A 23,438-nucleotide genomic window follows, 5' to 3' on the forward strand; every position below is an offset into this window, starting at 1 on the left:
CACCCAGACTGCCCAGCCCTCCGTCCGGCCCTCCGCCGCTCCCGACGACAAGAAAGAGGATCAGCCGGAGGCCGCCCCCCTGGATCTGCGGTTCATCCTGATCCCTCTGGCGGTCGTGCTGGTGGTTCTGGCCTTCCCCGTCCGGCGGGCCATCGGCCGAAGCCGGCGCGAGAAGCGGTTTAGCCAGGCCAACACCAACCAAGCCGTCATTGCCGCTTATCTCTATCTGAAAAAGCTGGAGAAGTGGGGCGGACAGACTTCTGAGGAGATATTTGAACTGGCCAAAAAGGCCAGATTCAGTCCCCACACTCTGACAGAGGAGGAGCGGCAGGCCGCTGTACAGGCCGCCCATACCGTCTCCACTCAGGTGGACAAGGCCCTGCCCTGGTACAAGCGGTTCTGCTGCCGCTATATCCTGGGTCTGTGCTGACCTGATAACAGTAAGAGAGCCCGCCGCAGTATTCTGCGGCGGGCTCTCTGATTTAATGTAACTCAGAGCACCTCAAATTCCAGCCAGGTGTACTGCTTGCGCACCATCCGCAGCCGCACCCCATCCTGATAGATCTGGTCGGATTCGGCCAGCCCGTAAAGGGACTGGGCCAGGAAGGTCTGGAGGGTCTCCAGGTCGGAGGTGGGCAGGGCTGCGAAGAGCAGCCTGGACACAACCTTCACGAAATCCACCGCGCTGTCTTCGCTGAAGCTGCCGTTGATGCCGAAACAGCACTCGCCGGAGCAATCCTGGTGGATGGACTTGGCATGGAGGGCCAGATGGACGCCGGTAACGTCCTCTCCCCTCACAAGGTTGATCCGGTACTGCTTGTCCTCATTGGGGTCGTCCACCCACTCCTTCTTTTCGCTTTTCCGGCCCTGGATGGCATCGGTAAGGCCCTGGATGGACTGGGCCAGGTCGTGGGAGGTCTTGCTGTAGTTGACGATGGCCGCCTCGCCCTCCTCCTTGCCCGCCTTGTAACCCTGGGGCAGTATGGCCTGGATCTTGCGGAGGACCTCCATGGGCGAGCCCTTGAAGTGCCTGCCCTCCAGCAGCTCCAGCTGCTCGCCATGGACCATGGGCAGCCGGCCCCGGGAGCGGTTCAGCTCTTCGCCGATCTCAGTAGCCCGACTGCGGAGGGGCTGGAGCTTCTGACTGCACGCCTCCTCCATCTGGCTGATGCGGCTGTTCACCTGTCCCAGCTCGCCCTGGATCTGGTCGATCTGCTCCTGGATGGCCTTTTTCTCCTTGCCTTTGAACAAACCCAGCCCCTGCTTCTGCCGGCTGAGGTCATCGATGGCCTCCTGCTTGCGTTTGCGCTCCTCATAGACCGGATCGGCGGCCAGGTCGGCCTCCAGCTGATCGGCCTGGCGGGTGAGGGCCTCCCGCTCCTGCTCCAGGGCCGCCTTCTCCTGGGCGTGCTCGCTCCAGTACTGCTCCCGGGCGGCATCCTCCTCAACGCTGACGCGGGCCGCCTCGCACTGCCCCAGTACCGCTTCCATGTGGGCCTTCCGATGGGCGGGATCGTACCAGTCCATCCGCTTCTGCCAGGTATTGATGGTGTTGGTACGGGACTTCTTGGCCGCCTCAGTAAAGGTATAGTCCACCTGATAGCTGCCGTCAGTATAGGCGTTGGGCACGAATTTGTAGGAGCAGGAGTCCCGCACAGCGGTGGCGACTACCACATAGTTCTTGCTGATGGTAAAGTTCAGCTCGTCGTCGTAGGACAGCTGGAAAGCCCTGTCCAGCAGTGTGAGGCACCGGTCGGAGCTCTGGGTGTAGCGGTCCCATTCGTACTTGCCACGGTTAAGATCCTCCGGACCAAACTCCTCGTCGGCGTTGTTGCTGCCTCCCACGGCAGCCCCGTTGATGATGCGGCCCAGCTGGGTGGAGAAGTCGTTGGTGTAGAACTCCTCCCCGGTCTGCTCCTTCAGCATTTGCAGCTGTTCCTTCACATTTTGGGCAGAATTGAGCACATCCAGCTTATTATCCTCGCTGCGGTAGTCCACAAAATGGTTGCCGTGCATCTGCACGATGGCCGCGCCGATCTGCTGGGCGGACACCATCACCTCGATGCGCAAATCGCCGCGCGCCTCCTCAGGCACATAGGTCAGGGCCTTGATCCAGGCCACCACGCTCTCTCCGTACCGATTGTTCCGGCCGGTGGTCTGCCAGCCGGCGGCGGTACCCTTGATGGACCAGGCCTGCCAGTTCTGGGGATCTATCTCAATGATCTTGTTGGCGTAGTTTTCGGCTTCTTCGTTGTTGCTTCCCTCCAGAGCGCTCTTGGCCATACTCAGATAGTTGTCTATCTGAGCCTGATTGACCGCGTCGGTCCCTCCGGCGGAGGCAGTGGGAGCTCCGGCGCCCCCACCCTCCATCATCATCTTCCGGGCTTCTTCCACGGAATACTTGCACCCGCAGCCCTGGCAGACAAAGACGCCGTCCTGCTTCAGCAGATCGTCGCTGCCTCACATTTCACAAACCAGTTTTTTCATAATATCCCTCCATTTGATGGATCTCCCGTGAAATCGCCGTTTTCTCTACTGTATTCAATTTATTCCAAAATTTCAATATGCCGCCTGCATACCCTTTGCTGTTTTTTTGATACAACAACACGCCCCCGGAGGAAATACCTCCGGGGGCGTGTTGCTTATTCCGTCAGGCTGAAGAACTGCTCCAGCCGGTTGGACTTATCAAAGATATTGTTGTACAGCAGTACCTTGTAGGCCTCAATGGTCTCATCCAGCTGGTCGGGCAGCGCTTCGTTCTCCCCGTACCAGTTTCCTTCCGCATCCCGCACCCCCACGGTATTGATGACCGGGGCGGCCTCCCACAGCTGGGACAAAAACTTCTGGTAGCCGGTCATGGGCAGGTTGGCGGTGTCCATCAGCAGGGCGGACAGGTAGTTGAGGGAGAGCTCCACCCCCTGCTCCTCCGGGATGTCGTAGTTGGCCCACAACAGGAAGGGTACCATCTGCTTTTTCTGGGCCAGAGCGGTGTCCGGGTTCTCTCCCAGCACGTCGGTGTAGAAATTGGTGGCCACCTGGGGCTGATGGTCTCCGAAGAGGAGAATCATGGTGGGCTCCTCTACCTGGGAGAAATAGTTGATCAGGTATTCAAAGGCCTGATCGCTCTGATAGACGAGGGACAGGTACTGGTTCACCGTCTGGAATCTGCCCTCCAGGCTGCCGGTAAGCCACACCTCCCGGGGCAGGTTGTCCCAGGACATCTGGTAGCCGCTGTGGTTCTGCATGGTGACGTTGAAGAGGAACAGGGGCTCCCCCGCCTCCTTCTCCTCGTACAGCCGAATCAGATTTTCATAGTCACACTGATCGGTGACATATCCGGATTTCTCGTCTCCCCGCATATAGGTACGGTTCTGGAAGTCGCTTTCGAAATCCACCTCATCAAAACCGTAATCGCTGTACACCGCAGGCCGGTTCCAACCGGAGGACCGGTAGGGGTGGGCGGCGATGGCGGTATAACCCAGGGCTTTCATCTGGCCCACCAGGGTGGGGTCCCCGTCGGAGACATACATCTGATAGGGCACCGTACCGGCGGGCAGGTATGCGGTGGTGTTGCCGGTGAGGAACTCATACTCCGAGTTGGCGGTGGTGCCGCCGAACACGGAAGAGTAGGCATAGCCCTTGATGGTGTTCTCTGTCAGGGAGCGAATAAAGGGCATGGCGTCCTGGTTGGTCTCCACTCCCGGCAGCACAGACAGGTCGGAAAAGGACTCGTTCATAATGACGATGACGTTCACCGGCCGCACCGTCCCGTCCGGATCCGCCACCGTTACCGACAGATCATCGCTGGCGTTTTCCGTGCCCAGATCGTTCAGGGTCTGCTGGGAGTAGGCATCCGGCTTCTCCACCTTCATGTACTTCATACACACGGCAAAGTTGAGGAAGAGGCCGTTGCCACGGGTGGTCCACATGGAGGGCTCGATCCCCAGCTTCTCCACCATGCTGGTGCCGAAAAACACCGACAGGAACACCACAGCCGCCCCCGCCGAGGCCCCGAACACCTTCCAGGAGAACTTTTTCCGGGGCTCATTGGGCAGTACCTTCATGGCCAGGATCACCGCGATCATCATGATCAGGGTCACCCACTGCCGCTGGGACAGGGAGTAGTCATAGTTGCCCGCCACGTTGGCGGCGGTACCCAAGCTGAGGAAGTCTCCAGGGAACAGGGTACGCCCCCGGAAGGCGATGAGGTAGTGGTTGGCGCAGCCGAAGCCCCAGGCGATGCCCAGGCCCAGCTTTACCGCACCGCTGCGCCGGCCCCGGAGGAAGTAGAAGAACAGCTCTCCAAAGTAGTACCACACCAGATTCAGCAGGATCTGGGCGGGGGTAAAATCCTTCCAGGGATCGTTATAATTCAGATACTCCACCATGGTGAAGGAGATCAGGGGCACCACGATCAGCAGAACCATGGTGGTCCACCAGTACTGCCGGGGACTCATGGCCAGCTTGGGCCACTTCAGCCGGAACCGCCGCTTTGGGGGCGTCTGGGGCTCCGGTACCTCCTGCACCTCAGGCGTTTCAGTGATGTTGCTCATATCATTACGCTGCCTTTTTCAAAAATTCATGGTTCCCATTTTATCATAAAAGAGCGAAAGCGCAACGCGCTTTCGCTCTTTTTTAGAAAACCTTAGAAAACCTGAAAAGAATCCAAAAAGATCACATCTGCCTGAGGGGCAGCCCCTCCAGGCCGATCACCCGGTCGCACAGGGCCACCGTCTCCCGCTCATGGCTGGACAGCACCACCGGCAAACCCAGTGAGCGCACCCGCTCCAAAATCCGGGCTGTCCGGGGGGCGTCTACCCCGGCAAAGGGCTCGTCCAGCAGAATGAGCCCGCCACCGCAGGCCAGAGTCCGGGCTAAAGCCAGCCGTCTCCCCATGCCGCCGGACAGGGCGGCGGGGTAGTGCTTCTCCTCCCCCTCCAGCTCTGCCAGGGCCAGCCAGCGGGAGGCCTCCCCCCGGCGCTCCCGGGGCAGCACATCGGCAATGTGCTGCTCCACCGTCCGCCAGGGCAGCAGCCGGTTCTCCTGAAAGAGGATCACCGGGTCCGGCGGGGTAATAACTGTCCCCGCCTCCACCGGCTGGAGCCCTGCCAGTACCCGCAGCAGGGTGGTCTTGCCGCAGCCGGAGGGGCCGGAGAGAGCGGTGATCCCCGTCTCCGGCAGATCCAGGGAAAAACGGTCTAACACCGTCTTTTCCCCAAAACGAACGGTAATATCTTTGACGGATATCACGTTTTATCCCCTCCCAGCCGCCGGAACAGGATGCCCAGGGCGCATTCCAGCACAAAGCTCAGCACAATAACCACCGCCGTCCAGGCAAACAGGTCGGGGGTCTCCAGGGTAATCTTGGCCCGGTAAAGCTGGGTGCCGATGGCCAGCTTGGGCTGACAGAGCACCTCGGCGGCCACTCCCGCTTTCCAGGCCAGGCCCAGGCCGGTGGCGCAGCCGCTGACAAAGTAGGGCCGCACAGAAGGCAGGTACACCAGCCGAAATGTCTTGCCCCGGCCAAAGCGGTAGGCCCGGGCTGCCTCCAGCAGCAGGGGATCGGTCTGGGCTACCCCCTTGCTGACATTGCCCCACAGTACCGGCAGCACCATCAGGCCGGACACGATGGCGGGCACCCAGCCGGAGGAGGGGGCCCACAGCAGCACCAGCACGATAAAGGAGGCCACAGGGATTGCCCGGATCACCTTCACGGCCGGGGTGAGCACCCAGTCCGCCGCCCGGAGGGCGGAGGTGGCCGCCGCCACCAGAGCCCCCACCACCGCACCGACAGCAAAGCCCCCGAAGATGCGGCCCAGGGTCACCGCCGCCGACTGCCAGAAGGCTCCCTGTCCCGCCAGGGTCCACAGCCGCTGGGCCACCAGCAGGGGGTAGGGCAGCAGCAAGGCTCCGTGGCCATTGGTCCTTATGTCCACTAAAAAGGCCGCAAGCTGCCAAACCCCCAGCCAGAAGGCCAGGGGTATGACAGCTCGCAGTAATTTGCTCCGTTTTACATTACGGGATGTAGTAGAAGGCGTCATCGGGGATGGAACCTCCGATCGAAGTGGGGTCGGCGGCGAAAAGCACCTCATAGTAGCTGGAGATGGACTTCAGGTCCTCACCGGCCACAAAAATCATATTGGCCTGGGGGATGGCCGCGGTGGCAATGGCGGCCTTGGGCACGATGCCGTACTGCTCGATGAGCTGGCCGCCCTCCTCCGGGTTGTCCTTGATGTAGTTGATGGAGGCCTCATATTCCTGCAGGAAGGCTTCCACCGCCTCGGGGTGCTCCTGGGCAAATTCGGTGCGCACCACCACGCAGCCCATGGTGAAGGTGCCGGAGGCTCCGGACTCAGTCCAGGCGTCGCTCAGGTCGATGGCATCCCGCACGTCGCTGTTCTGCATCAGCACGGTGGTGGCAGCAGGCACAGGGAGCATACACAGGTCGATCTCGCCGGAGGCCATCAGGGCGGTGACCTCCTCGCTGGTTTTCCACTGGATGTCCACATCGGTGTCCGGGTCCAGGCCGTTCTGGGTCAGCAGGTAGTCCAGCACATACTCGGTGTTGGTGCCCTGATTGATGGCGTAAATAGTCTTGCCGGACAGGTCAGCCAGAGAGTTGACGGTATTGCCGTTCTCCAGGATGTGGAGCACACCCAGAGTGTTCAGGGCCAGCAGCTGCACATTGCCGGTCTTGTTGTACAGGTTGGCGGCCACGTTGGTGGGCAGAGCAGCAATGTCCAGCTCACCGCTGTTCAGCTTGGGCACGATATCGGTGGAGGGATCGGAGCCCATGGTCACATTGTAGTGGTTGACAGTCTCGCCGGCATCGTTGTCAGCGAGCAGCTTAGCGGCGCCCATGCCAGTGGGGCCGTTGAGCAGGCCCAGGTTGATCTCAGTTCCCTCCAGAGCAGGGGTTTCAGACTGGGCAGGAGTGGTCTCCGCCACGGGGGTGGTCTCAGCGGGAGGGGTGCTCTCCGCCGGAGCAGGATTGGAAGCGCAGGCGGTAAGGCCCAGCGCCAGGGCCACAGTCAGGCCCATTGCAAGCAGTTTCTTCATGGTACCTCGTTCCTTTCTGGGCCGTATGAACGTTTGCTCTTCATACGGTCCAGTTCAGTGTACCATGTCCCTCCAAAATGTCAACGGGCAAATTCCCCAATTCTGCCCGGGACGGACCGGGAAGTGCCCGCCAGCATAGGATAAGGGGTGAAAAGGAGGTGTTTTCTATGAACCAACCCAGCTGTCAGAGAGCCCGGGATCAGGAGGCCCGTCAGCGGGCCGCCGCCATTCTGGCTCAGAGCCAGCCTATGGAGCCTGCCATGAAGCGGTATGCCCATCCCATCCCCTGCTGGAACGCCCCTGTTTGGTCTCCTGCCTCAGTCGGAGAAGAGGCTATGGATCGGGTACTGGAGGAGCTGGCCCGGCAAAATCAGCTGCTGATGGATCTGCTGGGGGCAGTCAATTCCCTCACCGCCGCCACCCTCAGTATCCGCAGCCGGTTTGTGGGAGAACCGTAAGGTCTCCTGTCAAAAAAAGCCGAAACCGGAGAAACTTTTTCTTGTCCGGCGCCGTCTAATTCGATATAATGCGGTCATTCTAAGGATAAATGCAATACATAACGGCATATATTACCAAAGAAAGGCGTGGTGGCCATGGCCAAGCGGCTGATGAAAAAGAAGAAAGAGAAGATCCCTCTGTCCCCCGGACAGAAGGTAGCCAGGATCCTGTTTATCATTCTGGCGGTGGTAGCTGTGCTGATACTGGCCGCTATCATTATCTTCAAGCTGTTGGCCCAGCCGCCCAAGATCCAGGAGGAGGCCCCTCCGCCGAAGGAGAGCGAAAACGTCTCTCTCCAGTCGCCCGCCCCGGAGGAGAGCGCCCAGCCCGCCCGTCAGCGGAAGGAGTATACCTATACCTTCCTGCTGTGCGCCAGCGACCAGGCCAGCGGCAACGTGGACACCATGATCGTGGCTACCTATGACACGGTAAACCAGACCATCGCCATGGTCTCTATCCCCCGGGACACCCTGATAGAGGGTGTCTCCGACAAGGGAAAGCACTTCTATAAACTGTGTAATATGTATCCCTACAACGGCATCGATGCCCTGAAGGAGGAGGTCCGAAATATCGTGGGCTTCCCCATTGACTTCTACGTAAAAGTGAACACCCGGGGCTTTGTAAAGCTGGTGGACGCGGTGGGTGGCATCAATTTCAATGTGCCGGTGCATATGTCCTACGATGATCCCGAACAGGATCTGCATATCCACTTTGAGCCGGGGATGCAGTATCTCACCGGCTCCGACGCTCTGAAGGTGGTGCGCTGCCGCAAAAATTCCGACGGCCCCGGCGTCTATCCGCACAACATCTACGACGCCTATCCCGACGCCGACATCGGCCGCACCAACACCCAGCGGGAGCTTATCATGACTGTGCTCAAAAAGGCCATCTCCCAGCCCCTCAACCTGCCTACCTATTACGACATCTTCATGGAGAACGTGGAGACCGACCTGAGCGTCACCGATCTGGCCTTTTTTGCTGACAAGGGCCTGAGTTTTGACTTTGATAACGTGACCGCCACCTCCCTGCCGGGGGACGGCACAGTAAGCTATAAGGGCTGGGACTGGTGCTACGAGCTCTATCCCGACCAGGTGCTGGACATCGTCAACACCTCCGGGCTCAATCCCTACACCACCGACATCACGGCCGATATGCTGGACATCACCCAGAGCGGCACCGCCAAGCATCCCGCCTGACAGCGCAAAAAAGGACGCCGGGAGGCGTCCTTTTTTCGTGCTTTCAGGCTTACACAAACTCGTAGTCTACGAATTTGTCCTCGCCCTGCTTGTTGTCCTTGGTCTCCCCTACAAAGGTTCCCATCACATGGCAGTCGGGGCAGAAGCCGAACTCGGGCTCAGAGGCAAACTCCAGCTCATAGCGGTACTTCTTGCCGCACTGCGGACACTCATAAAAGAAATAATAGGTTCCCCAGGTCATTTGTACTTCCTCCTCTTTTTCCTGTTACTTCCCCAGCAGACCCAGACGTTCCAGGATCAAAGCGGCCTGCTCCCGGGTCAGGGGAGCGCCGGGGGCGGTGCCGTCAAACACGCCGGCATCCTTGGCCTTGTTCCAGGCCTCTTTGGCCCACTCGCTCACCGTCCGGGCGGAAATCTCCCCCTCATGGGCGGCAAAGGCCGCGTCAAACTGCTCCTGCGTCATCTCCGGTTCACCCCCCTTCAGCCGCGCTTTCACGTCGGCGCGGAGGGTATCCATGCTCTTGCCGTGCTTGGGGAACCATTGTCCCACATCGCTGTGGTTGGAGGCCAGCCCCAGCTTACAGCCTTCCGCATGGTCGATGATATCCTGCTCCGGGTCCAGGCCGTATTTTTCACACAGATAGGCGCACAGCTCCACCGCCGTGTCGTAGACCTGCTGAAAATAGGCCTTGTTTTTTACCGGGTCGTATCCGATCATGGTGCCGCCTTTGTAGGTGTGCCCGGCAGGCTCCAGGATCTCAAAACTAATATGGGTGTTATTGGCCGCGCCGCCGGCGTGCCATCCCCGCCAGTTCCAGGGCAGGGTCTCGGTGACACCCCCCTGGTGGACGATGGCATGGACACAGGCGTTCACCCCCGGTTTGTCCCAGGCCTTGAGAAAGACGTTGACGTCCGGCTGGGCCACGCCGGTGGAGTGGACCATGATCCCCTTGGGTTTGATGGTGCGCCCTGCCTTGTAGCAGTCGCTGTTGGTGAGAATATGCTCTGTGATGTGCATTGGCAACCCCTCCGGGTTATCCTATGCGCTTCACAGATTTGCGGTTATTCTTCCTTGCTTTGCTCCTCCAGTTCCGCCCGACGGGCGTCTCTGGCCTGGAGGGTCTCCTTCAGGCTCCTGGGAGGCCGGGCATTGATGGTCTCCTGCCAGACCAATACCCAGGACCGCAGCTCCTCCAGCCCCTCCTCCGTCATGGGAAAGGACTTTGTCTCCTCTACAGTGCTGTCCTGGAGCCGCCAGGGCCCCTCCCACACCTGGGCGGTGAGGGACGGGGGATTCTCCTCGTCCCCCTTCACCGGGTCCACCCGGTAGCGCATCCGGCCGCCGCTGGCGGTCCAGAAATTCTCATTTTCAAAGTGGGAAAGCACCGGCAAAAAAATGGCTTCCTCCATGGCGTCAACTCCTTGCAGTGTAAAAGCGTGGTATCCAGATTATGATACCACGCTTTTTGACCCTTTTCAATTCTCGGAATAGCGGGACAAAAACTGACGGGTCCGCTCTTCCCGGGGGCTCTCGATGACCTGACGGGCGGGGCCCTGCTCCACGATGATGCCGCCGTCCATGAAGATCACCTGGTCGGCCACATCCCGGGCAAAGGCCATCTCATGGGTGACGATGATCATGGTGGTCTTTTGCTCAGCCAGGGAGCGAATCACCTTGAGCACCTCGCCGGTGAGCTCCGGGTCCAGGGCGGAGGTGGGCTCGTCAAAGCACAGGATGTCGGGCTGGAGGGCCAGAGCGCGGGCGATGGCCACCCGCTGCTGCTGGCCGCCGGAGAGCTGATGGGGATAGTGGCCCGCCCGGTCGGCCAGGCCCATCCGCTCCAGCAGAGCCTGGCCCTGGGTGCGGATCTCCTCCAGAATGGCCTTCTTATTCTGCTTGAAGTCGGGCCGCTCCTTGGCCAGCAGCTCCCCGGCCAGAGTCACGTTCTCCAGGGCGGTGTACTGGGGGAACAGGTTGAAGGACTGAAACACCAGTCCGAAGTGGAGCCGCTTTTTGCGCACCTCTGCCTCCCGCTGGGTGGCGGGATCGTCGGCATCAAAGAGGGTCTCGCCGTTCACCAGGATCTTGCCCTGGTTGGGTGTCTCCAAGAAGTTCAGGCAGCGCAGCAGGGTGGTCTTGCCGGAGCCGGAGGAGCCGATGATGGCCAGGGCCTGTCCCTGCTCCAGGGAAAAGCTGATGTCCTCCAGCACCCGGGTGGCCCCGAAATGCTTCTCAATGTGCTGTACGTCCAAAACAGGCATGGTCCGGGCCTCCTTACTTGAAATAGTTCAGCTTCTTCTCAAACCAGCTGAACAGCAGGGTGAGAATACCGTTGGCCACCAGATAGAACACGGCGGTGTAGAACAGGGGCCAGATCATGCCCTTCTTGATGTAGGACTCACCCATCCAGATGATCTCATACACCGAGATAACCCGCACCAGTGCGGTATCCTTCACCAGGGTGATGAACTCGTTGCCCATGGGAGGCACGATACGCTTGATGACCTGAAGGAGGGTCACCTTGAAGAAGATCTGGCTGCGGGTCATTCCCAGCACCAGGCCGGCCTCCTGCTGGCCCGCCGGTACACCCTGAATACCGCCCCGGTAGATCTCGGAGAAGTAGCAGGCGTAGTTGATGACGAAGGTCACCACCGCCGCGGTGAACCGGGGCAGCAGGGGCAGATCGAACATCAGGCCCGGGCCGTAGAACACCACCATGATCTGAAGCATCAGGGGAGTGCCCCGGACGATCCACACCACAGTTTTGACTACCCAGCGCAGGGGGGTGCACCGGCTCATGGAACCAAAGGAGATCACCAGACCCAGGGGCAGGGCAAACAGGAGGGTCAGGAGAAAGAGCTCCAGGGTGACCACAAACCCCTCCAGCAGGGTGAGCGTAACAGACATCAGCATAGCATTTCCCTCTTTTGACCGGGGAAGGGCAGAGAGCGCCCGGCTCTCTGCCCAATTCCCTTAGGCTATGTTATTTTTCGATGACGGACTCCTGGACGCCGTAGGTGGTGGCCGTCTCCATGACGGTACCGGCGTCATAGGCCTCTTTCCAGAAGGTGTTGAAGGCCTCGGTCAGATCGGAGCCCTTCCGGAAGGCCACGCCGTACTCCTCGTCGTTGAGCTGCACGGTGTAGGTCAGATCGGGGTAGCTGGTGCCCTCACCGATCATGGCGCCCGCCATCAGCAGGTCGATGACGCACGCGTCGGAGGCGCCGGAGGCCACCTCCATCAGGGCATCGGCCTGGGTGGTCTTGGCCACATAGGTCAGGCCCAGTTCATCCAGCTGAGCCGCGCCCTGAGAACCGTTCTCCACGGCGAAGTTCAGGCCGCTGAGGCTCTCCACCGTCTGGTAATCTTCCGCCTTGTCAGCGGGGACCACCACCACCTGACCGTTGCGGCAGTAAGGCTCGGACACGGAGGCACCGGCCTTCACCTCGTCATTGATGGTCATGCCGTTCCAGATCACATCAATGCCCTTGGTGTCCAGCTCCATCAGCTTGTTGTCCCAGTTGATCTCGATGAACTCCACTTCCACGCCCAGGCTCTCAGCGAAGGCCTTGGCCATGTCGGCGTCGAAGCCGATCCACTCGCCGTTTTCGTCCTTGTAGTCCATGGGCTTAAAGTCAGTCATGCCAACGACGAGGGTGCCCTTCTCCTTCACATAGGCCATATCGCTCTCGGCGGCGGGGGTCTCAGAATTGCCGGCAGGGCTCTCACTGTTATTGGAAGGGGTATTGGCGGTACCGCCGGTGCCGCCACCGCAGGCGGCCAGGGTAAAGGTCAGTCCCAGCGCAAGGGCCAGAGCAGTCAGTCTCCGTTTCATGTACATTCCTCCAAACCATGTATGTCGTGGTTGCTTTCGTATGTTACCACACTAAAGCGTCGTTGTAAAGAGGAATTTTCATTTTTCTTTTTCCGATTCCACCGCACGACGGAACTCCGCTCCGGTGTTTACATTCCACAGGGCCCACTCCAGGTCAAACTCCGGCAGTTCTTCCTCCTCCAGCCAGCGGCAGTCCACCCGGTCCAGCAGGGCCTTGACCGCCCGGCGGCCCTCATCCAGGCAGGCGTTCAGGGGCTCCAGACAGCTGCGGCGGTACAGGGCAAACAGGGGTTCGGCCTCCCCGCCCCGCCGCCGGATCACACAGGCGTCCCCATTCCCCACGCCGGCCAACACACGTTCTGCCAACCCGGAGCAGGCAAAGGGCAGATCCACCGCGGCCAGGAACACCGCCTCCGCTTCGGTGCGGAGAAAGGCGGCCTCCAGCCCCGCCAGGGGACCCTGGCCCGGCCTCAGATCGGGCAGTTCCCGGCAGCCGGGATAGCGCCCCGGCCGGTCCACCGACACATAGATCCCATCGAACAGCGGGGAGAGTTCCTTCGTCATCCGGTCCAGAAAACTTTGCCCCGCCAGGGACAGGCCCGCCTTGTCACGGCCCATCCGCCGGCTCTGCCCGCCAGACAGGATCACTCCAATGGTGCGCTCCATCCTCCTGCCTCCCTGTGTTTTTCAATGATTTTGCCATTGTACCAGAAAAAATTACCCACGTCAAAAGCCGTATAGAAGCCCTTTTCCCTCCATATCCTCTCCCACAGAGCATTTCAGCATTGGAGGCGTCACACACCATGAAAAAACTGGCCGCGGCCCTGCTGGCCGCCACCCTACTGGCTCTGCCCGTCCAGGCCGCCGAGGCCGATCCATCCGCCGCTGGTGCGCCCACCGTGGATGCGGCAGGGGCTGTATTGATGGAAAAGGAGACAGGCACCGTTCTCTACGAGCAAAATGCCCACGACAAACTGGAACCCGCCAGTGTCACCAAAGTCATGACCCTGCTGCTGGTGATGGAGGCCATCGACAGCGGCAATCTGTCCAAAGACGATCTGGTCACCGTTTCCGCCTACGCCGCCTCCATGGGCGGCTCCCAGGTCTATTTAAAGGAAGGCGAGCAGATGACGGTAAACGACCTGCTCAAGGCCGTGGCGGTGGCCTCTGGCAACGACGCCTCGGTGGCCCTGGCCGAACATCTCTGCGGCAGCGAGGAGGCCTTTGTGGCCAAAATGAACGAGCGGGCCGCCCAGCTGGGCATGACAGACACCTGCTTTGTCAACTGCACCGGTCTGCCTGCGGCGGGCCATCTCACCTCCGCCTATGACATCGCCCTTATGAGCCGGGAGCTCATCCTTAACCACCCCTCCATCCGGGACTACACCACCATCTGGATGGACTCCCTCCGGGACGGCCAGTTCCAGCTGGCCAACACCAACAAACTGATCCGATTCTATGAGGGAGCCACCGGTCTCAAGACCGGCTCCACCGATGCCGCCGGCTACTGCCTGTCTGCCACGGCGGAACGGGACGGCATGGAGCTCATTGCCGTTATCCTGAAATCCTCCACCAAGGACACCCGGACGGCAGCCGCCCAGACCCTGCTTAACTATGGCTTTGCCAACTACACCCTGATGGATGTGTATCCTTCCCAGGCCCTACCCCCGGTGGATGTACTGCTGGGTGAGCAGGAGACCGTCCAGCCCGTGCTCTCCCAGCCCACCCGAATTCTGGTCAATCGTTCCATGGTCAACCAGGTAGAGACTCAGCTGGAGCTGTGTCAGGATGTGGAGGCCCCGGTGGAGTCGGGACAGACTTTAGGTAGAATGACGGTGACCGCCGGCGGTCAGGTCCTGGCACAGATCCCCATCGTGGCAGACCAGGCCGTGGCCCGGCTCTCCGCCCCCGGTATCTTCCTGCGCCTGATGCGCACCCTGCTCATGGCCGGCTGACGCCGGAAACAGAGGCCCGCCGCAGTAAAACTGCGGCGGGTCCTGCGCGTTCTTTACAAAAGATATTGCACATATTACTGGAAATTTTACACGCCGATTGGTAATCCGCATCTTGACTATCTTGCCATATGGTTGTATACTTTACACAAATAAAATCCGCGTATTTTGGATTTTATTTATTACCAATGACAAGAACCCCCAGTTTACGTCATCCCAGTTACTCTGGGGGACTGCCAACAAGGAGAGGATACCTATGGCTTCCACCAAACCGAGTACGATCCTCCATGATTTCTCACAGGGCCACGCGGTACGGGCCCAGGAGTTTATGGGCGCTCACCCTGCTGTGCAGGACGGGCAGGATGGCTGGGTCTTCCGGGTTTGGGCTCCCCACGCCCAATCAGTCGCCGTAATGGGCGATTTCAACGGCTGGAACGACTCCGATCACCCCATGCAGCTGCTCTCCGGCGGCGTTTGGGAGGTCTTTATCCCCGGCCTGAAGCAGTTTGACAACTATAAGTACGCAGTGCATACCGCCTCCGGCCGGGTACTGGCCAAGGCCGACCCCTACGCCTTCCACGCGGAGACCCGTCCCGGCACCGCCTCCAAGCTCTATGACCTGTCCGGTTACGGCTGGGGAGACGGCAGCTGGATGGATTACCGGAAGAACAATCCCATTTACCAGAAACCGCTGAATATTTATGAAGTTCATTTGGGTTCCTGGCGGCGTACCGGCGAGGACGAGATGCTCTCCTACCGGGATATTGGCAAATATCTGGTGCCCTATGTGAAGGAGATGGGATTCACCCATGTGGAGCTGCTTCCCATCACCGAGCACCCCCTGGACGCCTCCTGGGGCTACCAGTGCACCGGCTACTTTGCCGCCACCAGCCGGTACGGCACCCCCCACGACTTTATGTGGCTGGTGGACCAGCTCCATCAGGCCGGCATCGGCGTGATCCTGGACTGGGTACCCGCCCACTTCCCCAAGGACGCCTTCGGTCTGTACGAGTTTGACGGCGAACCCTGCTATGAGTACGCCGACACCCGCAAAGGCGAGCACGCCGACTGGGGCACCCGTGTCTTCGACTACGCCCGCCACGAGGTCCGTTCCTTCCTGTTCTCCTCCGCCCTCTTCTGGCTGGAGCAGTTCCACATCGACGGCCTGCGGGTGGATGCGGTAGCCTCCATGCTCTACCTGGACTACGGCCGCCAGGGCGGTGAGTGGGTGCCCAACGTGTTCGGCGGCCACGAGAACCTGGAGGCGGTGGACTTCATCCAGGAGCTCAACGGCCATGTGTTCCAGGAACACCCCGACGTGATGATGATCGCCGAGGAATCCACTGCTTGGCCCCGGGTATCCCACCCGGTGGGCGAGGGTGGCCTGGAGGGCGGCCTGGGCTTCAACCTGAAGTGGAACATGGGCTGGATGAACGACATCCTTCACTACATCAAGCTGGACCCCTATTTCCGGCAGTTCAACCACAAGGACATCACCTTCTCCCTGATGTACGCCTTCTCGGAGAACTTCGTGCTCCCCCTGTCCCACGACGAGGTGGTACACATGAAGGGCTCCCTCATCAACAAGATGCCGGGCACCAACGAGGAGAAGTTTGCCGGCGTCCGGGCCTTCTACACCTATATGCTCACCCATCCCGGCAAAAAGCTGCTGATGATGGGCAGCGAGTTCGGCCAGTGGAACGAGTGGCACTATGAGCACTCCCTGGACTGGCACCTGCTGGACCCGGACCAGGAGTGGGCAAAGCCTCACCGCCAGTTGCAGTACTACTTCAAGCAGGCCAACGCCTTCTACCTGGCCCACCCCGAGCTGTGGGAGCTGGACTTCTCCTGGGAGGGCTTTGAGTGGATCGAGGCCAACGACAACCAGGCCAACACCGTGGCCTTCCTGCGAAAGGACGCCAAGGGAGACGCCCTGGTCATCGTGTGCAACTTCTCCCCGGTGGACCGCACCGGCTATACCGTGGGCGTACCTGTCCCCGGCGTATACAGCGTCATCTTCAATTCCGACGATCTCGACTTCGGCGGTAAGGGGGGCGGCGACCATGAGCCGGTCCGCAGCCGCTATGTAGAGAGCCAGGGTCGGGAGCAGTCCATTACCATCTCCCTGCCGCCCATGAGCGCGGTGATCTACAAGTGTACCCGCAAGTTCCCCGTCCGCAAGAAGAAGGCGGATAAGGAGGAAGCCCCCAAGCCCGCCGTGCGCAAGAAGGCCGCCGCTCCCACCGTGAAGGCCCCCGCCGCCAAGCCTGCGGTCCGCAAAAAGGCTGCCGCTCCCGCGGTAAAGGAGGCTGCCCCCAAGCCTGCCGTGCGCAAGAAGGCCGCCGCTCCCGCCGTTAAGGCGGAGGCCGCCAAACCCGTGGTCCGCAAAAAGAAGGAAAAGTGACCCCTCTCCGGAGAGCCGGAGTTTATCAGTTAGTTCCAGTTCAAACTCTGAGGTGATAGAATGAAAAAGGAATGTGTCGCCATGTTGCTGGCCGGCGGGCAAGGCAGTCGCCTGCACGCCCTCACCAGCCACGTGGCCAAGCCCGCAGTCCCCTTCGGCGGTAAGTACCGCATCATCGACTTCCCCCTGTCCAACTGCATCAACTCCGGCATTGATACCGTGGGTGTGCTGACCCAGTACCGCCCCATGGAGCTCAACGCCTACATCGGCAACGGCGAGCCCTGGGATCTGGACCGCTCCTACGGCGGCGTCCACATCCTGCCCCCCTATATGCGCGAGGGTGAGAAGGGCACCTGGTACAAGGGTACCGCCAACGCCATCTACCAGAACATCAACTTCCTGGATACTTACAATCCGGATTATGTGCTCATTCTGTCTGGCGACCACGTCTACAAGATGGATTATGCCGATATGCTCCGCCGCCACAAGGAGGCTAAGGCCGCCTGCACCATCTCCGTGCTGGAGGTCCCCATGGCGGAGGCTCCCCGCTTCGGCATCATGAACGTCAACGAGAACGACGACATCTATGAGTTCGAGGAGAAGCCCAAGAAGCCCAAGAGCAACCTGGCCTCCATGGGCATCTATATCTTCACCTGGAAGAAGCTGCGGGAGTACCTCATCGCCGATGAGGAGGACGAGAAGAGCGCCAACGACTTCGGCAAGAACATCATCCCTGCCATGCTCAATGCCGGCGAGAAGATGACCGCCTATCGCTTCAAGGGCTACTGGAAGGACGTGGGCACCATTGACTCCCTGTGGGATGCCAACATGGATATGCTCTCTCCCGACAACGGCATCGATCTGTACGACAACGAGTGGCCCATCTTTGCCCGCACCCCCACCAAGCCCCCTCACTTCATGGGTAAGAACGCCAAGGTGGACCATTCCATGGTCACCGGCGGCTGCGAGGTGTACGGCACTGTGGAGAACTCCGTCCTGTTCCACTCCGTCATCGTGGAGGAGGGCGCCGTGGTGCGCTACTCCATCCTGATGCCCGGTACCGTGGTCAAGGCGGGCGCCGTGGTGGAGTATTCCATCATCGCGGAAAACAGCGTCATCGGTGAGCGGGCCCGGGTGGGCTCCTCTCCCGACGGCACTGAGGACTGGGGCGTGGCCGTGGTTGCCCAGAACCTGACTGTGGGCCCCGACGCCGTGGTCTCTCCCAAGGCCATGATTACTCGTAACGTGAAAGGAGGTGGGGTGAAATGATGAACAAACTGCACGGCATCATCTTCTCCTACCTTTCCAACCCCGACCTGCGGGAGCTGACCCAGAACCGCAACACCTGCTCCATCCCCTACGGCGGCCGGTACCGGGTCATTGACTTCATGCTCTCCAACATGGTCAACGCCGGTATCTCCGACGTTGGCATGATCGTGGATGCCAACTATCAGTCCCTGCTGGACCATGTGGGCTCCGGCAAAGACTGGGACCTGTCCCGCAAGCACGGCGGCCTGCGCATCCTGCCCCCCTTCAGCTACTCCGGCAGACGGGAAGGGATGTACCGGGGCCGTATGGACGCCCTGGCGGGCATCCGCTCCTACCTCCAGAACATCCGTCAGGATCACGTGGTGCTGGCCGGCGGCGACCTGGCGGTGAGCCTCCCCCTGAGGGATATCTTTGAGGCCCACATCCGCAACGACGCCGACATCACCGCCGTGTGCACCGGCCATCCCAAGGGCGACCCCAAGGGCTGCGACTACTTCACCATCGGCGCCGGCGGACGGATCACCGACGTGTCGGTCCATCCTCCCATCGCTCAGGGCTGTGAGTCCCTGGAGGTTTACATTCTCTCCAAGGAGCTGCTGCTCTCCCTGGTGGACCATTGCGCCGCCCACAACATCCACTCCTTCAGCATTGGTGTGCTCCAGTCCATGGTGGGCCAGCTGAAGATCGTCCCCTATGTATTCGACGGTTATGCCGCCCGGCTGCAGTCGGTGGCGGGCTACTTCGCCCGCAGCATGGAGCTGCTGGATCCCGCCGTCCGGGAGCAACTCTTCGTGCCCGACCGTCCCGTCCGCACCAAGGACCGCTCCGATCCCTCCACCTACTACGGACCCGACTCCCGCTCCTACAACTCTCTGGTGGCCGACGGCTGCATCATTGAGGGCGAGGTGGAGAACTCCATCCTCTTCCGGGGCGTCCGGGTGGAAAAGGGTGCCAAGGTCTCCGGCTGTGTGCTGATGCAGGGCACCACCATCCAGGCCGGTGCCGTGCTGAAGTACGCCATCACCGACAAGAACGTCCGGGTCAACCCGGGCCGGATGCTGATGGGCCACAGCACCTACCCCCTGTCCATCGCCAAAAACGAGATCGTCTGACCTGTATGCGGGGAGGCGGCGGCAAAACGCCGCCGCCTCCCCTTTCCTGCGGCGTCTCCCGGGAGGCGTCCCGCATCCCGGCAAATTTATGGTTGGAGGTAATGTATGAATATCCTGTTTGCCACCTCTGAGTGCGCTCCTTTCATCAAAACCGGCGGACTGGCCGACGTGGCCGGCGCTCTCCCCAAGGCCCTGGCCAAGGACGAGAACAACGACGTCCGGGTGATCCTGCCTCTGTATGAGGGGATCGGCGAAGAATGGCGCAGCCAGATGACCTTTTTGAAATGCTTCCATATCACTGTGGCCTGGCGCACCCCCTACTGCGGTATCTTTGAGCTGAAGCGGGACGGCGTCACCTACTGGTTCGTGGACAACGAATATTACTTCAAGCGCGCCTCCATCTACGGCCACTATGACGACGGCGAGCGCTTCGCCTACTTCTCCCGGGCCGTTGTGGAGTCCATGGGCTGGCTCGACTGGCACCCTGATGTGCTCCACTGCAACGACTGGCAGACCGCCCTGGTGCCCATCTACCTGCTGGAGGAGCGTCACCGCATTCCTCAGCTGTATGACACCAAGAGCGTGTTCACCATCCACAACATCGAGTACCAGGGCCGCTATGGCAGCCAGACCCTGAAGGACCTGTTTGGCCTGAATGCCGGCTACTTTAACGAGCATATGCTGGCCTATCACGGCGACGTGAACCTGATGAAGGGCGCCATCTATGCCGCTGACTATGTCACCACCGTGTCCCCCACCTACGCCGATGAGCTGCAGTACAGCTTCTACGCCCACGGCCTGGAGGGTGTCATTGCCGACAACCGCCACAAGCTGCGGGGCATCCTCAACGGCATCGACACCGAGGTGTACGATCCCTGGCACGACAAGGGCCTGACCAAACCCTTCTCGGTCAAGCAGATGGGCGGCAAGAAAAACTGCAAGGCCGCTCTCCAACAGATGTCCGGCCTGCGGGAAAATCCCGACACTCCTATTATTGCCTGCGTCTCCCGCCTGGTGAAGCACAAGGGCTTCGACCTGGTCACCGCCGCCATCCACGATATTATGGGCATGGACGTGCAGATGATCGTACTGGGCACCGGCGACTGGAACTTTGAGGAGGCCTTCCGTCAGGCTCAGAACCAGTATCCCGGCCGCTTCGCCGCCCATATCATGTACTCCCCCAATCTGTCCACCGCCATCTACGGCGGCGCCGACATTTTCCTCATGCCCTCCATCTCCGAGCCCTGCGGCCTGAGCCAGATGATCGCCATGCGCTACGGCACCATCCCCGTGGTGCGGGAAACCGGCGGTCTGCGGGACTCTGTGATTCCTTACAATAAATTTACCGGCGAGGGCACCGGCTTCTCCTTTGCCAACATCAACGCTCACGAGATGACCGGCGTGCTGGCCGACGCGGTAAACCTCTATCACAACGACCAGAGTGCCTGGAAGGGCCTCCAGAAGAACGCCATGTCCGCCGATTTCTCCTGGACCCGCTCCGCCGCTGCCTACCGGGAGATCTACAGCTGGGTCACCGGGAAGTAATGGGAAGGTTTTCCTTCTCTTGACAAATGGAATCCTGTTGTGATAAAATTCCGCTCCGCAGGGGGATTTTCCCTGCGGAGCGCCTATTTTGTTGCCATCCTAACTGTATAGGAGATGTCTGCATTGCATAAATACACAAAAAAAGAGCTGATGACCCTCATTACCGGCAAATTGCGCCGCAATTTTGGCCGTGACGTGGAGGAGGCCACCAGCCTTCATATGTTCAAGGCCTGCGCCATGGTGCTGCGGGATATCATTTCCGAGCGTCAGATGAAGTCCGAGGACAAGGTGATCGCGGAGCATCAGCGCCAGGTCCACTATCTGTCCCTGGAGTTCCTCATGGGCCGCTCCCTGATGAAGAACGCCTACAACCTGGGCGTGCTGGAGCCTCTGAAGGAGGCCATCGAGGGTCTGGGCTTCTCCGCTCCCGACCTGTTTGAGACCGAGCCCGACGCCGGTCTGGGCAACGGCGGCCTGGGCCGTCTGGCTGCCTGCTATCTGGACTCCATGACCACCCTGGATATCCCCGCCACCGGCTATTCCATTTGCTATGAACTGGGTATCTTCAAGCAGAAGATCGTGGACGGCCAGCAGGTGGAGCTGCCCGACAACTGGCTGGGCCTGGGCGACGCCTGGCTCATCCCCAAGATGGACGAGGTAGAGGAGGTCCGCTTCGGCGGCAAGGTGGAGGACGAGTGGGATGAGCTGGGTCACCACCGCATCAAGCACACCGGCTACGACACCGTGCTGGCTGTGCCCAAGGATATGGAGATCTCCGGCTACCACACCGAGCACGCCAACATCCTCCGTCTGTGGGACGCCAAGAGCCCCACGCCGGTGGATATGCACCTGTTCTCCTCCGGCCAGTATCTGAAGGCTGTGGAGCAGCGAGCCATGGCGGAGTCCATCTCCAAGGTGCTCTACCCCGAGGATAACCACTACGAGGGCAAGTCCCTGCGTCTGAAGCAGCAGTATTTCTTCGTGTCCGCCACCATTCAGTCCATCGTGCGCAAGCACCGGGCCGAATACGGCACCCTGCGCAACTTCCACCAGAAGCACGTCATCCAGATCAACGACACCCACCCCACTCTGGCCATCCCCGAGCTGATGCGCATCCTGCTGGACGAGGAGGGCTACGGCTGGGATGAGGCCTGGTATATCGTCACCCACACCATTGCCTACACCAACCACACCGTGCTGGCCGAGGCTCTGGAGCGCTGGCCCCAGCAGCTCATCGAGACCCTGCTGCCCCGGATCTGGCAGATCCTTATCGAGATCTCCAACCGGTACCAGAAGGTGCTCACCGACTACTTCCACGGCGACCTGTCCAAGGTGGCTCCCATGGCCATCATCTGGGGCGGCGAGGTCCGTATGGCCAACCTGTGCGTGTGCGCCTGCTTCAAGATCAACGGCGTGTCCGCCCTTCACTCCGACATCCTGAAGAAGGATGTGTTCCACGACGCCTATCAGCGTACCCCCGACAAGTTCACCAACGTGACCAACGGCATCGATCACCGCCGCTGGCTGGGCGAGTGCAACCCCCGCCTGGATGAGCTGATCCGGGACTGCTGCGGCAGCGACAAGTACCTGCTCCAGCCCGACGCTCTGAAGGAGCTGGAGAAGTTCCAGAACGATGCCGGCGTGCTCTCCCGCCTGGGCGAGATCAAGACCGCCAACAAGAAGGCCTTCGCCACCTGGGTGGCCCGTGAGCACGGCATCTTCCTCAACACCGACGCCATGTTCGACGTACAGGTGAAGCGGCTCCACGAGTACAAGCGTCAGCTGCTCAACGTGCTGCACATCATCTACCTGTACCAGCGGATGAAGAACGATTCCCACTTCGACTTCACCCCCCGCACCTACCTGTTCGGCGCCAAGGCGGCCCCCGGCTACGCCGTGGCCAAGCGGATCATCCGCCTCATCAACTCCGTGGCCGACATGATCGCCAAGGACCCCATCTGCAAGGACCGGCTCCAGGTGGTCTTCCTGGAGAACTACCGGGTAAGCCTGGCCGAGAAGCTGATGCCCGCCTCCGAGCTCTCCGAGCAGATCTCCACCGCCGGCAAGGAGGCCAGCGGCACCGGCAACATGAAGTTCATGATCAACGGCGCCGTGACCATCGGCACCCTGGACGGCGCCAATGTGGAGATGCACCAGGTGCTGGGCGACGAGAACATCTTCCTCTTCGGCCTGAAGGCCCACGAGGTTGCCGAGCTCAAGCACAACGGCTACAAGTCCTATGAGTACTATATCCACAACAACGACCTGCGGTCCGTGGTGGAGCAGCTCAACCTGGGCTTTGGCGACGGCATCAACTACGACGACATCGCCCGCCGGCTGCTGTTCGGCGACGGCGGCCCCGCCGACGAGTACCTGCTGCTGGCCGACTTCGAGAGCTACCGGGACGCCCATGCCCGTGCCGGTCAGGCCTATCTGGACCCCAAGCGGTGGAACAAGATGTCTCTCATGAACATTGCCCGCTCCGGCATCTTTGCCGCCGACCGCTCCATCCGGGACTACGCCAAGGATATCTGGAACGTCCCCGTCCGGGAAATCAAGTAAATCAC

21 protein-coding genes are annotated in these 23,438 nt (G+C 60.6%); 9 read left to right on the forward strand and 12 right to left on the reverse strand.

Annotation, left to right across the window (positions count from 1 at the left end; all coding sequences use genetic code 11):
• A partial coding sequence (locus tag B5G40_RS16815) for a hypothetical protein (protein WP_158099472.1) occupies positions 1-430 on the forward strand: 430 nt, incomplete at its 5' end.
• A gap of 62 nt (positions 431-492) precedes the next feature.
• Here B5G40_RS16815 and B5G40_RS03080 read toward each other — a convergent pair.
• From B5G40_RS03080 to B5G40_RS03100, 5 genes are all read right to left on the reverse strand, one after another.
• Complete coding sequence (locus B5G40_RS03080) at positions 493-2,394, reverse strand: hypothetical protein (RefSeq protein ID WP_143383359.1); 1,902 nt, start codon at positions 2,392-2,394, stop codon at positions 493-495.
• 248 nt (positions 2,395-2,642) lie between these two features.
• Complete coding sequence (locus B5G40_RS03085) at positions 2,643-4,553, reverse strand: LTA synthase family protein (RefSeq protein WP_242959167.1); 1,911 nt, start codon at positions 4,551-4,553, stop codon at positions 2,643-2,645.
• 121 nt (positions 4,554-4,674) lie between these two features.
• Positions 4,675-5,250, reverse strand: coding sequence for an ATP-binding cassette domain-containing protein (locus B5G40_RS03090; protein ID WP_087398730.1), 576 nt, complete (start codon positions 5,248-5,250; stop codon positions 4,675-4,677).
• A complete protein-coding gene (locus tag B5G40_RS03095) occupies positions 5,247-5,906 on the reverse strand; it encodes an ABC transporter permease (protein WP_242959168.1) in 660 nt (219 codons plus the stop codon). Before B5G40_RS03095 ends, B5G40_RS03090 begins: the two co-directional genes overlap by 4 nt.
• 109 nt (positions 5,907-6,015) lie before the next feature.
• Positions 6,016-7,059, reverse strand: coding sequence for an ABC transporter substrate-binding protein (locus B5G40_RS03100; RefSeq protein ID WP_087398732.1), 1,044 nt, complete (start codon positions 7,057-7,059; stop codon positions 6,016-6,018).
• Positions 7,060-7,226: 167 nt separating this feature from the next.
• Between B5G40_RS03100 and B5G40_RS03105 the strand changes: the two genes are divergently transcribed.
• Both B5G40_RS03105 and B5G40_RS03110 read left to right on the forward strand, forming a co-directional pair.
• Positions 7,227-7,517 (forward strand): hypothetical protein, encoded by a 291-nt coding sequence (locus B5G40_RS03105; RefSeq protein ID WP_087398733.1) that lies wholly within the window; start codon positions 7,227-7,229, stop codon positions 7,515-7,517.
• A 150-nt stretch (positions 7,518-7,667) separates the two neighbouring features.
• Positions 7,668-8,753 carry an LCP family protein gene (locus B5G40_RS03110; RefSeq protein WP_242959170.1) on the forward strand — a complete coding sequence of 362 codons (1,086 nt, stop codon included), beginning with the start codon at positions 7,668-7,670 and terminating at the stop codon, positions 8,751-8,753.
• Positions 8,754-8,802: 49 nt separating this feature from the next.
• Here the strand turns inward: B5G40_RS03110 and B5G40_RS03115 are convergent, their stop codons facing one another.
• The 7 genes from B5G40_RS03115 to B5G40_RS03145 all read right to left on the reverse strand — a co-directional run bounded on the left by B5G40_RS03115 (position 8,803) and on the right by B5G40_RS03145 (position 13,255).
• Positions 8,803-8,994 carry a hypothetical protein gene (locus B5G40_RS03115; RefSeq protein WP_087189476.1) on the reverse strand — a complete coding sequence of 64 codons (192 nt, stop codon included), beginning with the start codon at positions 8,992-8,994 and terminating at the stop codon, positions 8,803-8,805.
• A 24-nt stretch (positions 8,995-9,018) separates the two neighbouring features.
• Entirely contained in the window at positions 9,019-9,771 is a 753-nt protein-coding gene (locus B5G40_RS03120; RefSeq protein WP_087398735.1) for a peptidoglycan recognition protein family protein, read from the reverse strand.
• Between the two features lie 44 nt (positions 9,772-9,815).
• On the reverse strand, positions 9,816-10,163 hold the full coding sequence (locus tag B5G40_RS03125) for a hypothetical protein (RefSeq protein WP_087398736.1): 348 nt from the start codon (positions 10,161-10,163) through the stop codon (positions 9,816-9,818).
• A 66-nt stretch (positions 10,164-10,229) separates the two neighbouring features.
• Complete coding sequence (locus B5G40_RS03130) at positions 10,230-11,015, reverse strand: amino acid ABC transporter ATP-binding protein (protein ID WP_087269790.1); 786 nt, start codon at positions 11,013-11,015, stop codon at positions 10,230-10,232.
• Between the two features lie 13 nt (positions 11,016-11,028).
• Complete coding sequence (locus B5G40_RS03135) at positions 11,029-11,667, reverse strand: amino acid ABC transporter permease (protein ID WP_087398737.1); 639 nt, start codon at positions 11,665-11,667, stop codon at positions 11,029-11,031.
• A 70-nt stretch (positions 11,668-11,737) separates the two neighbouring features.
• A complete protein-coding gene (locus B5G40_RS03140; RefSeq protein WP_087388748.1) occupies positions 11,738-12,589 on the reverse strand; it encodes a transporter substrate-binding domain-containing protein in 852 nt (283 codons plus the stop codon).
• 78 nt (positions 12,590-12,667) lie between these two features.
• Positions 12,668-13,255, reverse strand: a complete 588-nt coding sequence (locus B5G40_RS03145; RefSeq protein WP_087398738.1) for a molybdenum cofactor guanylyltransferase — start codon at positions 13,253-13,255, stop codon at positions 12,668-12,670.
• A 137-nt stretch (positions 13,256-13,392) separates the two neighbouring features.
• Here B5G40_RS03145 and B5G40_RS03150 point away from each other — a divergent pair, with 137 nt between their 5' ends.
• From B5G40_RS03150 to B5G40_RS03175, 6 genes are all read left to right on the forward strand, one after another.
• Positions 13,393-14,544, forward strand: a complete 1,152-nt coding sequence (locus tag B5G40_RS03150) for a D-alanyl-D-alanine carboxypeptidase family protein (protein WP_087398739.1) — start codon at positions 13,393-13,395, stop codon at positions 14,542-14,544.
• A gap of 253 nt (positions 14,545-14,797) precedes the next feature.
• Positions 14,798-16,945, forward strand: coding sequence for a 1,4-alpha-glucan branching protein GlgB (gene glgB / locus B5G40_RS03155; RefSeq protein WP_087398740.1), 2,148 nt, complete (start codon positions 14,798-14,800; stop codon positions 16,943-16,945).
• 60 nt (positions 16,946-17,005) lie between these two features.
• Entirely contained in the window at positions 17,006-18,214 is a 1,209-nt protein-coding gene (locus tag B5G40_RS03160) for a glucose-1-phosphate adenylyltransferase (RefSeq protein WP_087269779.1), read from the forward strand.
• Complete coding sequence (gene glgD, locus B5G40_RS03165; RefSeq protein ID WP_087328600.1) at positions 18,211-19,326, forward strand: glucose-1-phosphate adenylyltransferase subunit GlgD; 1,116 nt, start codon at positions 18,211-18,213, stop codon at positions 19,324-19,326. The genes B5G40_RS03160 and glgD overlap by 4 nt, the downstream gene beginning before the upstream one ends.
• A 105-nt stretch (positions 19,327-19,431) precedes the next feature.
• Positions 19,432-20,871, forward strand: coding sequence for a glycogen synthase GlgA (gene glgA, locus B5G40_RS03170; RefSeq protein ID WP_087328599.1), 1,440 nt, complete (start codon positions 19,432-19,434; stop codon positions 20,869-20,871).
• 114 nt (positions 20,872-20,985) lie between these two features.
• Positions 20,986-23,433, forward strand: coding sequence for a glycogen/starch/alpha-glucan phosphorylase (locus tag B5G40_RS03175; RefSeq protein WP_087398741.1), 2,448 nt, complete (start codon positions 20,986-20,988; stop codon positions 23,431-23,433).
• The last annotated feature ends 5 nt before the right edge of the window (positions 23,434-23,438 follow it).

Origin of the sequence: Flavonifractor sp. An9, from assembly GCF_002161245.1 — a bacterium.
Lineage (GTDB): Bacteria > Bacillota > Clostridia > Oscillospirales > Oscillospiraceae > Flavonifractor > Flavonifractor avicola.